Source organism: Gemmobacter lutimaris, from assembly GCF_003570715.1.
In the GTDB taxonomy this organism is placed as follows: Bacteria; Pseudomonadota; Alphaproteobacteria; order Rhodobacterales; family Rhodobacteraceae; genus Gemmobacter; species Gemmobacter lutimaris.
In genome coordinates, this window is the sequence record NZ_QXXQ01000009.1 from 120,975 (window position 1) to 132,085 (window position 11,111).

Here is an 11,111-nt window from a genome sequence, read left to right on the forward strand (position 1 = left end):
CATGGTCTGTTGCCGGTATCGGAGGATCGGATGCAGCAGACAGTCCCATGGATCGGCAAGGCGATGGTGCGGCGCGAGGATGCGCGGCTGCTGAAAGGTGCGGGTCGTTTCGTTGACGATCATCAGCCCGAGGGGTGCCTTTTCCTCGAATTCCTGCGCAGCCCCTATGCGGCTGGGCGCATCACAGATCTGGATGTCTCGGACGCCGTTGATGCCGAAGGTGTGGTCACCGTGCTGACTGCCGAAGATTTTGCCGGGCTGGGGCAGGCGGCTGTAAACGCGCTTTTGCCAGGCGCCGAGGTGCATCCGCTGGAGCCGCTGGCTTCGGGCCGGGTGAAGGCGGTCGGGCAGGCGATTGCCGCCGTGATCGCCGAAACCCGCGAGGCCGCGCGCGATGCAGTGGAACTGATTGCCTTCGACATCGCCGAAGAACCGCTGGCCACCCGCCGCGTGCTGCGCCATCGCTGGCAATCCGGCGTTCCGCAGACCGGACGCGAGATTTCGGTGCAGCTTGATCATGCGCTTGTGGCCCCGATGGCGCTGGAGCCGCGCGCGACGCTGGCGCTGCCGGAAGGGGCTGGGCTGAAGGTGCATCTGTCGACCCAGACGCCGCAACGCTGTCGCACCGATCTGGCGGCGATCCTTGGCCTTGCGCCCAGCGCGATCCGGGTGCTGACGCAGGATGTGGGCGGCGCGTTTGGCGGCAAGGCGTCCTTGATGCCCGAGGATGCGGTGGTGGCACTGGCGGCGTTGCGGCTCGGCCGTCCGGTGAAATGGACCGCCGCCCGTTCCGAGGAGTTTCAGGCGGCGACGCAAGGCCGCGGTGGCGAAACCCGCGCCGTGCTGACGCTGGATCATCAGGGCCTGCCTGTTGCGCTGTCGGCGGAGCTGCGCTTTCCGCTGGGCCACTGGATGCCCTATTCGGCGCTGGCGCCGATCCGCAACGCGGGGCGCATCCTGCCCGGACCCTACGCCATCGAGGCGGTGGACATCGAGGCGCAGGCGCATCTGACGCCGGGCGCGGCTGTGAACATCTATCGCGGTGCCGGCCGGCCCGAAGCGGCGATGCTGATGGAGCGGCTGATCGACAAGGCGGCGCAGGCGCAGGGCCTTGACCCGCTGGAGATGCGGCGCCGCGCGCTTTATCGCGGCGCCTTTCCGCGCGCGACGCCGACGGGTGAGGCGATCTGCTCCGGCGATTTCGCAGCGCTGCTGGACCGACTGGAACGCGAAACCGATTACGCGGGCCTGCGGGCGCGACAGGCCGAGAGACGCGCGGCGGGTGCGGTCTGCGGCCTTGGTCTCGCGCTCTATATCGAACCTTGCGGACAGGGTTGGGAAAGTGCCGAGTTGCGGCTGGAGGCCGATGGCAGCTTCACCGCGCTGACCGGATCATCGGCACAGGGGCAGGGCCGCGAAACCGCCTTTGCGCAGATCGTGGCCGAGGTCATGGGTGTGACCCCCGACTGCGTGCGCGTGGTGCAGGGCGATACCGAGGCGGTGCCCGAAGGCATCGGCGCGCTTGCGTCGCGTTCGACCGCCATCGGCGGCACCGCCATGGCCCGCGCGGCGCGACGGTTGCTGGACCAGCTTGGCCCGCGAAAGGACTGGACCGGCATCGGCCCCGTTTCGGTCAAGGAGCGCTATGAGGCGCCGGGCGAGGCCTGGGCTTCGGGCGCGGTGCTGGCCGAGGTGGCGATCTGCCCCGATACCGGCCATCTGACGGTCGAGGGTATCACTTGGGTTGATGATGCGGGGCGTGTGCTGAACCCGATGCTGGTGCAAGGTCAACTGATTGGCGGCCTGGCCCAGGGTCTTGGCGCGGCCACGATGGAACGCATGGCCTATGCCGACGGCCAACTGCTGACCGGCAGTCTGATGGATTACGCCGTGCCCCGCGCCAGCGACATGCCGCCCGTGCGGCTGATCAGTCAGCCGCTGCCCAGCACCGCCAACGAGATGGGCTTCAAGGGCGTGGGTGAGGCCGGTTGCATCGGCGTGCCCGCCGCGCTGCTGAACGCGGTGCAGGACGCGCTGTTGCCCTTCGACGCCCCTGATCTTTCACTTCCGCTGACGCCGGAAAAACTCTGGCGCGCCATGACAGGACTTGAGCCATGAAATATACCCGTGAAACCGCCAAATCCCACGCTTTCGCCCATATGCGCGGCATCTGGGCGGCGGCGCTGATGCCGTTCCGCGAGGATCTGTCGATCGACGAGGATGGCTTTCGCCGCAACATGGATCACTGGATCGAGGATCTGGGGATCGATGGCTTTTTCATCGCTGGCAAGCAGGGCGAGTTCTTCTCGATGTCGCTGGACGAGCGCAAGCGCAGCTTCGACCTTGCGGTCGAGGCGGCGGGCGGCCGGGCGCAAACCATCATGTCCTGTTCCGATCAGAACATGGATGTGGTGATTGATCTGGCGAAACACGCGCAGGCCTGCGGCGCCGATTACATCGTCGTCCACGCGCCGATCCTGCATTTCTTCAAGGAACAGGATGAAACCCTGCTGCGCTATTACGAAACCATCGCCAGCAAGGTGGATATCGGCATCGCGCTGTGGAGCCACCCGGACAGCGGCTATCTGATGAGCCCGCAGCTTTGCAACCGGCTGGCCGACATCGAAACCGTGGTGGCGATCAAATATTCCGTCCCGCGCGAGATGTATGCCGAACTGACCCGGCTGGCCGGCGACCGCATTATCGTCTCTACCGCGTCGGAGGAGGAATGGCTGGACAATATCCTTGAACTGGACTGGCGGCTCTATCTCTGTTCCTCGCCGCCCTATCTGATCCAGACGAAGAATGACCGGCGGATGCGGCAATATACCGACCTCGCCTTTGCCGGAAAGGCGGCCGAGGCGCGGGCGATCCGCGACAGCCTTGACCCCGTGCGCCATGCGCTGAAATCCACCCGCCCGGCGGAAAAGCCGCACAGCCACCAGAAATACTGGCAAGACCTGCTGGGCCAGACCGGCGGCCGCGTACGCCCGCCCTGCCTTGAACTGACCGAAGACGAGAAACGCGCGACCCGTGCGGCCTTTGAAGCCTGCGGCCTGAAACTCTGATCACAGGGAGATCACGATGACCCGCCTCGCTGCCTTCAATTTCCAGAAATGGATCGACGAACACAAACATCTGCTGAAACCGCCGGTCGGCAACCAGATGGTGTTCAAGGATTCGGACCTGATGGTCACCGTGGTCGGTGGTCCGAACAAGCGCACTGATTACCATGACGACCCGGTGGAAGAGTTTTTCTATCAACTCAAGGGCGACATGCTTCTGAAGCTGCATGATACGAAAACCGGCGATTTCTATGATGTGCCGATCCGCGAGGGCGATGTTTTTCTGCTGCCTGCGCATGTGCGCCACTCGCCGCAGCGCCCGCAGGAAGGCAGCATCGGGCTGGTGATCGAGCCTGCCCGCCCGGACGGCGCGCTTGACGCGGTGGAGTGGTATTGCTTTGAATGTCAAAGCCTTGTGCATCGGGCCGAGGTTGATCTGGAAAGCATCGTCGATGACCTGCCGCCGATCTACAAAGCCTTCTACGCCGATGAAGAGGCGCGCACCTGCCCGAATTGCGGCACGATCCACCCCGGCAAGGAACCGCCGGAGGGCTGGGTGAAACTCTAGATATTTTATGCTTGAAATATTTGCCCGCTGTGGCATGCTACCTTCAACAACAAGGCCAAAACGGCCCCAACATGGGAGACATCAATGAAAAAACTGCTGACGGCAGCGAGCCTTCTCGCGCTTACCACCCTTCCGTCGCTTGCAGAGCCGCTGAAGATCGGCGTCATCACCACGCTGTCCGGCCCCGCCGGCTATCTGGGTGAACAGGTGCGTGATGGGTTGCAACTGGCCATCGACCAGGAAGGCGGCAAGTTGGGCGGTGTCGATGTGGAACTGGTGGTCGAAGATGACGGTCTGAAGCCCGGCAACGGTCTTCAGATCGCCGACAAGTTCCTGAACGAAGAAGGCATCAAGCTGATCACCGGCATCATCTTCTCGAACGTCGCCGGGGCGACTGTGCCGGAAGTGGTGGAAAACGACGCCATCTACATCAGCCCGAACGCCGCCCCGTCGAGCCTTGCCGGTGCGGGCTGCAACAAGAACTATTTCGTGGTCAGCTGGCAGAACGACTCGCTGCATGAGGCGACGGGTGCTGCCGCCAAGGCGCTGGGCTACAAGAAGGTTGTGGCGTTGGCTCCCAACTATCAGGCGGGCAAGGATGCCATTGCCGGGTTCAAGCGCGAATTCGGTGGCGATGTGACCGAGATCTATACCCAGCTTGAACAGACCGACTTCGCGCCGGAAATGGCCCAGATCCGCGCCGCCGCGCCGGATGCGGTGTTCCAGTTCCATCCGGGCGGCATGGGGATCGCCTTCCTCAAGCAATATGTGCAGGCAGGTCTGTCGAAAGATGTGCCGATGATCGTGTCCGAACCTTCGGCCGATGGCGTCATTCTGGGGGCTGTGGGTGAAGCGGCGGTGGGTCTGAAGGCCACGACGCACTGGAATGCCGATTTCGACAATGACGCGAACAAGGCTATGGTCACGGCTTGGGCTGCCAAGCACCCGGACAAGCCTCTGACCACCTATGGCCAGCAAGCCTATGACGTGGGCCTGCTGATCGCCTCGGCCCTGAAGAAGACCGGCGGGATCGACGATCTGGATGCCTTCCGTGCCGCGCTGAAAGAGGCCGATTTTGCCTCGACCCGTGGCGATTTCAAGTTCGGGCAGAACCAGCACCCGGTGCAGGACTGGTATATGGTCGATATCGTGGCCGGTTCGGATGGCAAGCCTGTGTGGGTGACCAAGGAAAAACTGCGTGACGATGTGGGTGACGTCTACGCGGCCGAGTGCAAGATGTAACGGCGCAGGGCCGGGAAATGCCCCGGCCCGTTTCCCTGACAATCCAGACATCTGATCGGGCGGGCGCATGATCCTGTTTCTCGAACAATTGCTCAATGGCTTGCAGTATGGCGTGATGCTGTTTCTGCTGGCCGCGGGGCTGACGCTGATTTTCGGGATCATGGGGGTGATCAACCTCGCCCATGGCTCGCTTTACATGATCGGGGCCTATGCCGGCACGCTGGCTGCCATGCAGACCGGCAGCTTCTGGCTGGGGGTTCCCGTGGCGCTGATTGCCGCCGCTCTGACCGGGCTGGTGGTCGAGGCAGTGGTGATCCGGCGCCTTTACGCCCGCGACCATCTGGATCAGGTGTTGGCGACCTTTGGCCTGATCCTGTTTTTCAACCAGTCGATCATTCTGCTGTTTGGTCGTCAGCCGATGTTCACCCAACTGCCCGAGCTGTTTTCCGGCGCGGTCGAGGTCATCCCCGGCCTGCCTTATCCAAGCTACCGGCTGTTCATCATCGCGGTCGGCCTGCTGGTGGCGCTGGGGCTTTACCTGATCATCAACCGCACACGGATCGGCATGCTGGTGCGCGCAGGGTCAACCAACCGCGAGATGGTGCGGGCGCTGGGGGTAGACATCCGGCTCCTTTACACACTTGTCTTCGGTCTTGGCGCGCTGCTGGCGGGGCTGGCGGGCTTTCTGGCCGGGCCGGTGCTGGCGGTGCAGGTGGGCATGGGCGAACAAATCCTGCTCTCTACCTTCGTCGTCGTGGTCATCGGCGGTGTCGGCTCGATCAAGGGCGCCTTCGTTGCGGGCATTTCACTGGGCGTCATCGACACGATGCTGCGCGCATTCCTGCCTGGCCTGCTGCGGCAGGTGATGAATGGCCCCGAGGCCGATGCGCTGGGCGTCGGCATTTCGTCGATGGGGATTTATCTTCTGATGGCGCTTGTGCTGCTGGTCCGGCCCAAGGGCCTTTTTGCGGCGGGGAGCTGAGCCATGAACCGTCGTATCCTTGCCGCCGTCTTGCTGGTCATCCTCGCCGCGCTGCCCTTCATCGCGCAGGCGACCGGGCAATCTGCGCTGCTGTCGCTGGCCTCGCGCATCCTGATCTATGGCATGGCAGCCGCCAGCCTGAACTTCGTTCTGGGCTATGGCGGGATGGTCAGCTTCGGCCACGCCGCCTTCTTCGGGATCGGGGGCTATGTGGTGGGCGTCCTGTATCACCACGCCGATACCGAAACGCTGTTCTGGGGTTTCATCCCCGGCACGACGCAAATGCTCATCACGCTGCCCGCGGCCATTCTGGTCAGCGGTGCCTTCGCCGCCATCATCGGCGCGCTGAGCCTGCGGACCGGCGGCGTGCAGTTCATCATGATTACGCTGGCCTTCGCGCAGATGCTGTTCTTCCTCTTCGTCTCGCTGAAAACATATGGCGGCGAGGACGGCATCATCGTGCGCCGCACCAATGAACTGCCGTTCCTGAATACCCGCGACCGGGCGGTGATGTATTGGGTGGTGCTGGCGATCACCGTCGCCTTCGCGCTGGGCCTGCGCCGGCTGACGAAATCGAGCTTCGGCACCGTGATTTCCGGCATCCGCCAGAACGAACGCCGCATGGCGGCGCTGGGCATCCCGGCCTATCGCTACAAGCTGTTCGCCTTCATCCTGTCGGGCATGGGGGCGGGGCTGGCCGGGGCGCTGATGGTCAATGTGCTGCGCTTTGCCAGCCCCGACATGATGCACTGGACCAAATCGGGCGAGCTGATGATCATGGTCATCCTTGGCGGGGTCGGCACGCTGGTCGGGCCATTCCTGGGCGCCGCCGCGCTCCTGTCGCTGGAAAGCGTGCTGGCGTCGTGGTCGGAACACTGGCCGCTGGCCATGGGGTTGATCCTGCTGGTCGTGGTGCTGGGCACCAAGGGCGGGTTGATGGCGCTGGTCACGCGCCTCACGGGGGGCCGCAAATGACTGCCATCCTGAAGATCGAAAATCTGGTGAAGCGGTTTGGTGGCCTGGTGGCGACCGACCATGTGAGCCTTGAGGTCATGCCGGGCGAGATTCATGCTTTGATCGGGCCGAATGGCGCGGGTAAATCGACGCTCATCAACCAGCTTTGCGGCGAGTTGCAGCCGAACGAGGGCGCCATCCATCTTGCGGGGCGCGACATCACCCATCTGCCGGTGCCGGCGCGGGTTGACCTCGGGCTGGGGCGGACCTTTCAGATCACCTCGCTGCTGGACGAGATGACGGTGCGCGACAATATCGGTATGGCCGTGCAGGTGCGCGAGGGCGGCAATTTCCGCATCTGGGATGCGCTGCGCAGGCGCCGCGCGATCTGGGATGAAACCGACCGCCTTCTGGCGGGGTGTCAGCTTGCCGACCGCGCCGATGTGGTGGTCGCCGATCTGAGCCATGGCGAGAAGAAACAGCTTGAACTTCTGGTCGCCATGGCGATGCAGCCGCGCCTGCTTTTGCTGGACGAACCGATGGCCGGTCTGGGCCATCTGGAAAGCCAGCAGATGATCGGCATGTTGCGCGACATCCGCAAGGAGGCCGCGATCCTGCTGGTCGAACATGACATGGAGGCGGTGTTCGCACTGGCCGACCGGATTTCGGTCCTGGTCTATGGGCGGATCATCGCGCAGGGCTCGGTAGACGAGATCCGCAATGATCCGGCGGTGCGCGAGGCCTATCTGGGCGCGGAGGACGAACTGTGCTGAGCGTTTCCGAACTGAAAGCCGCCTATGGTGCCAGTCAGGTGCTGTTCGACATCCATCTGGACATCCGCGACGGCGAGGTGGTTACGCTGATGGGCCGCAACGGCATGGGCAAGACCACGACCGTGCGCTGCATCATGGGCCTTCTGGGCGCGCGGGGAGGCAGCATCGAGTTTGAAGGTGTGAAGACGCTGGGCCTGACCCCGGAACGTATTGCCCGGCTCGGCGCCGGTCTGGTGCCAGAGGGGCGGCAGATCTTCAGCACCCTGACCGTGCGCGAAAACCTGGTGGCAACGGCGGCGAACCGGCTGAAGCGCGACAACCCCTGGACGCTGGAGCGGGTCTATGACCTGTTCCCCCGCCTGCGCGAAAGGGCAGGTCAGGTATCGGGCACGCTGTCAGGGGGCGAGCAGCAGATGCTTGCCGTCGGGCGCGCGTTGATGACCAACCCGCGCCTTTTGATCCTTGACGAGGCGACCGAGGGTTTGGCGCCGGTGATCCGCACCGAGATATGGCATTGTGTCGAGCGGCTGAAGGCCGAGGGGCAGTCGATCCTGCTGATCGACAAGAACCTTGGTGTGCTGAAGCGGCTCGCAGATAGGCATTACATCGTGGAAAAGGGTCGCACCGTCTGGGTGGGGACGGGCGCCGATATGGACCGGGACAGCGAAAAGGTGCGGGGCTATGTCGGGCTTTGATCTGCCCATAGCGCTGATCGGCTGGGGGGCCATCGGCTCGCGCGTGGCTGACCTTCTGGCGGAACGTCGCGCGCCGGTGCGGCTTTTGGCGGTGGGGTTACGGTATGGCAGCAGCCCGCGCAGCCCGTTGCCGACGGGTGTCGAACAGGTTTCCGACCCCGCCAGCCTGATCGCCCTGCGCCCCGCGCTGGTGATCGAGGTTGCGGGCCGCGCTGCCGTTGACCCCTGGGCCCTGCCGCTTCTGGAAGCGGGGATTGATGTGGCCGTCTCCTCGACCTCGGCGCTGGTCGATCCGGCCTTGCTGGACCGGCTGACCGGGGCGGCGCGCGCTGCACGCGCGCAATTGATCGTGCCGCCCGGTGCACTGGGCGGTATTGATGCGCTGGCCGCTGCCGCGCGCCTGCCGCTGGACCGCGTGCGGCACGAGGTGGTGAAGCCGCCCCGCGCCTGGAAAGGCACCTCCGCTGAAAGCCTGCTGGATCTTGATGCGTTGACCGAGGCCACGACCTTCTTTGAAGGCCCGGCGGGGCAGGCGGCCACGGATTTCCCGCAAAATGCCAATGTCGCGGCGATTTCGGCGCTGGCCGGGATCGGGCTGGATCGCACCACGGTTGCCCTGATTGCGGATCCAGGGGCAGCGGTGAACCGCCACCGCATCACCGCAGAGGGTGCTTTTGGCCGCATGGAGGCGGTCTTTGACAACCGGCCTCTTGCAACAAATCCCAAATCCTCCGAAATGACGGCACTTTCATTGGTGCGCCTGATCGAGAACCGCGCCAGTCCGCTCGTCATTTGAAGGAACCGGCCATGGATGAACACACCGTTTTTATCGCTGCGGCACCCGATGCCGTGTGGCGCGCGCTGCACGATCCCGAGCTGCTGAAACGGGTCATCCCCGGCTGCGAGCTGGTCACCCCGAAAGGCCCGGCCGAGATGCAGGTCAAGGCCGCGATCGAGATCGCCTTCTTCCGCCGCGTGGTGACGGGCCGGTTGCGTCTGCATGACGAGGTGCCGGGCCAGAAACTGCGCATGAATGCCAATGTCGGTGAACGCGCCAAGGGTGTGGTGCATGTGACGCTGGCGCCCGAAAACGCGGGCACCCGGCTGGCCTATACCGTCAAGGCTGACGTCAAGATCAAGGCGGCGGGTCTGGGCGATTTCGTCATCAACCGTACGGCGCAGAAGCTGGGCGGGCAGTTCTTCAAAAATCTGGGCAACGAGGTCACAAAGGTCGCATGATCCGTCACGAGGCAGACTGGGCGCGGGATCGGCTGGACGCCGATTACACCGCAAGGAAGTGTTGTTCGGTCGAAGCGTTCGAGGCAACGATTGACGCCTATGCCGGGCAAAGTGCGCTGGCGCGCGAAACACTCCCCTGCCGCGCCAATCTGCTGTTTGACGATGTGACCGGCCAGCGGCTTGATCTGCTGGCCACCGATCCGTCAAGCCTTCGTCCGCTGATGGTCTTTGTCCATGGCGGTTACTGGCGAGCGTTATCAAAGGAACATTCAACCTTCGCGGCCCCCATGCTGGCGGCGCATGGGATCGCCACCGCAGCACCGGATTACCGGCTGGCACCCGCTGCCAGCATTGCCGACATTGTGCATGATGTGCGGAAGTCGGTTGCGTGGCTCTGGCACAATGCGCCCGACCTGGGAATTGACCGGAGCCGGATCGTCGTTGCAGGCAGTTCGGCCGGGGGGCATCTGACAGGTGCGCTGGCGGCGCCGGACTGGCCCGCGCAATACGGGCTGCCGGTGCATCCGCTGCGCGGGGCGCTGCCAATCAGCGGGCTGTTCGAACTGGCGCCGCTGGCCGCGATGACCGTGCAGGACTGGATGGGCTTCACCCCCGAACAGATCGCCGATTGCAGTCCGCTGCGGCATCTGCCGGCCGGTGGCATGAAACTCGGGGTGGCAGTGGCCGAGCAGGAAACGGCCGGATTCCACCGCCAGAGTGCGGCCTATGCCCAAGCGACCGGCGCACCGCTGCTGCAAGTTGCGGGACGTCACCATTTCGATGTGATCCTCGATCTTTGCGAGGCCGACAGCGATCTGTCGCGGATGCTTTTGTGGCTGTTCTGAGAGGCGGCGCTTACCGGTTGGAAAGATTCGGCTTCTAGGCTGGTGCGGAATGGTGCCAGCGGAGAATCCGGTTCATGCCCTACACTCTGGCCTTCTTACTGTGCCTGTGCCTTACCGCCTTGCCTGCGCTGGCCAGCACGGCTGACTTGTGCGATCACGCTGCGGCACGGGCCGCTGCGGAAACGGATGTGCCGCTGGACGTGCTGCTGGCGCTGACGCGGACCGAGACGGGTCGCACAAAAGCCGGTCGGATAGAGCCTTGGCCCTGGGCCGTCAATCAGGGCGGCAAGGGGTGGTGGTTCGACAGTGCCAAAGCCGCGCAGGACTGGGTTGAAGATCAGCTTCAGACCGGGATCACCAATATCGACATCGGCTGTTTCCAGTTGAATCACCGCTGGCATTCGAGGGCCTTCCCTTCGTTGCAGGCCATGTTCGACCCCGAAGAAAACGCACTTTACGCGGCCCGCTATCTGGCTGGGAAATATCGGGAAACCGGCGATTGGGAGGCAGCGGCGGGCGCGTATCATTCGGCAACCGATACCTATGCCAGCCGCTATATGGACCGTTTCCGCACGGTTCGCGCCGGCTTGGGAACATTGCCCGTGCCGGTGCTGACGCTGGCCAGTGCCGAACCGGCACCAAGGCCGAACCGCTATCCGCTTTTGCAGCCAGGTAGTCGCAGCGCCCGTGGCTCCCTTGTGCCGCGCAGCGTGGGTGGCTCATCCCTGTTTGCCCGTCTGCCCTGAGA

The 11,111-nt window shown here is 64.1% G+C and carries 12 protein-coding genes; all 12 read left to right on the plus strand.

The genetic code is table 11. The features are described from left to right. Positions 1-30 precede the first annotated feature (30 nt). Complete coding sequence (locus D2N39_RS15475) at positions 31-2,118, plus strand: xanthine dehydrogenase family protein molybdopterin-binding subunit (protein WP_119135679.1); 2,088 nt, start codon at positions 31-33, stop codon at positions 2,116-2,118. Continuing rightward, positions 2,115-3,068, plus strand: coding sequence for a dihydrodipicolinate synthase family protein (locus D2N39_RS15480; RefSeq protein WP_119135680.1), 954 nt, complete (start codon positions 2,115-2,117; stop codon positions 3,066-3,068). Before D2N39_RS15475 ends, D2N39_RS15480 begins: the two co-directional genes overlap by 4 nt. Before the next feature lie 16 nt (positions 3,069-3,084). After that, positions 3,085-3,633, plus strand: coding sequence for a 3-hydroxyanthranilate 3,4-dioxygenase (locus tag D2N39_RS15485; protein ID WP_119135681.1), 549 nt, complete (start codon positions 3,085-3,087; stop codon positions 3,631-3,633). Positions 3,634-3,717: 84 nt separating this feature from the next. Next, positions 3,718-4,875: an ABC transporter substrate-binding protein gene (locus D2N39_RS15490; protein ID WP_119135682.1), complete on the plus strand. Its 1,158-nt coding sequence runs from the start codon at positions 3,718-3,720 to the stop codon at positions 4,873-4,875. A gap of 67 nt (positions 4,876-4,942) precedes the next feature. After that, entirely contained in the window at positions 4,943-5,857 is a 915-nt protein-coding gene (locus D2N39_RS15495; RefSeq protein ID WP_119135683.1) for a branched-chain amino acid ABC transporter permease, read from the plus strand. A gap of 3 nt (positions 5,858-5,860) precedes the next feature. Next, positions 5,861-6,832 carry a branched-chain amino acid ABC transporter permease gene (locus D2N39_RS15500; protein WP_119135684.1) on the plus strand — a complete coding sequence of 324 codons (972 nt, stop codon included), beginning with the start codon at positions 5,861-5,863 and terminating at the stop codon, positions 6,830-6,832. After that, entirely contained in the window at positions 6,829-7,584 is a 756-nt protein-coding gene (locus D2N39_RS15505) for an ABC transporter ATP-binding protein (protein ID WP_119135685.1), read from the plus strand. Before D2N39_RS15500 ends, D2N39_RS15505 begins: the two co-directional genes overlap by 4 nt. Beyond that, positions 7,578-8,279, plus strand: coding sequence for an ABC transporter ATP-binding protein (locus tag D2N39_RS15510; protein WP_119135686.1), 702 nt, complete (start codon positions 7,578-7,580; stop codon positions 8,277-8,279). The genes D2N39_RS15505 and D2N39_RS15510 overlap by 7 nt, the downstream gene beginning before the upstream one ends. After that, entirely contained in the window at positions 8,266-9,075 is an 810-nt protein-coding gene (locus D2N39_RS15515) for an aspartate dehydrogenase (RefSeq protein WP_119135687.1), read from the plus strand. The genes D2N39_RS15510 and D2N39_RS15515 overlap by 14 nt, the downstream gene beginning before the upstream one ends. Positions 9,076-9,086: 11 nt before the next feature. After that, complete coding sequence (locus D2N39_RS15520; protein ID WP_119135688.1) at positions 9,087-9,518, plus strand: CoxG family protein; 432 nt, start codon at positions 9,087-9,089, stop codon at positions 9,516-9,518. After that, positions 9,515-10,363: an alpha/beta hydrolase gene (locus tag D2N39_RS15525; protein WP_119135689.1), complete on the plus strand. Its 849-nt coding sequence runs from the start codon at positions 9,515-9,517 to the stop codon at positions 10,361-10,363. Before D2N39_RS15520 ends, D2N39_RS15525 begins: the two co-directional genes overlap by 4 nt. A 74-nt stretch (positions 10,364-10,437) precedes the next feature. Further along, positions 10,438-11,109: a transglycosylase SLT domain-containing protein gene (locus tag D2N39_RS15530; RefSeq protein WP_119135690.1), complete on the plus strand. Its 672-nt coding sequence runs from the start codon at positions 10,438-10,440 to the stop codon at positions 11,107-11,109. The last annotated feature ends 2 nt before the right edge of the window (positions 11,110-11,111 follow it).

Bases quoted from the DNA above. Each gene is read 5' to 3' on its own strand.
- D2N39_RS15475 (WP_119135679.1), top strand. From the start codon at position 31: ATGCAGCAGACAGTCCCATGGATCGGCAAGGCGATGGTGCGGCGCGAG.
- D2N39_RS15480 (WP_119135680.1), top strand. From the start codon at position 2,115: ATGAAATATACCCGTGAAACCGCCAAATCCCACGCTTTCGCCCATATG.
- D2N39_RS15485 (WP_119135681.1), top strand. From the start codon at position 3,085: ATGACCCGCCTCGCTGCCTTCAATTTCCAGAAATGGATCGACGAACAC.
- D2N39_RS15490 (WP_119135682.1), top strand. From the start codon at position 3,718: ATGAAAAAACTGCTGACGGCAGCGAGCCTTCTCGCGCTTACCACCCTT.
- D2N39_RS15495 (WP_119135683.1), top strand. From the start codon at position 4,943: ATGATCCTGTTTCTCGAACAATTGCTCAATGGCTTGCAGTATGGCGTG.
- D2N39_RS15500 (WP_119135684.1), top strand. From the start codon at position 5,861: ATGAACCGTCGTATCCTTGCCGCCGTCTTGCTGGTCATCCTCGCCGCG.
- D2N39_RS15505 (WP_119135685.1), top strand. From the start codon at position 6,829: ATGACTGCCATCCTGAAGATCGAAAATCTGGTGAAGCGGTTTGGTGGC.
- D2N39_RS15515 (WP_119135687.1), top strand. From the start codon at position 8,266: ATGTCGGGCTTTGATCTGCCCATAGCGCTGATCGGCTGGGGGGCCATC.
- D2N39_RS15520 (WP_119135688.1), top strand. From the start codon at position 9,087: ATGGATGAACACACCGTTTTTATCGCTGCGGCACCCGATGCCGTGTGG.
- D2N39_RS15525 (WP_119135689.1), top strand. From the start codon at position 9,515: ATGATCCGTCACGAGGCAGACTGGGCGCGGGATCGGCTGGACGCCGAT.
- D2N39_RS15530 (WP_119135690.1), top strand. From the start codon at position 10,438: ATGCCCTACACTCTGGCCTTCTTACTGTGCCTGTGCCTTACCGCCTTG.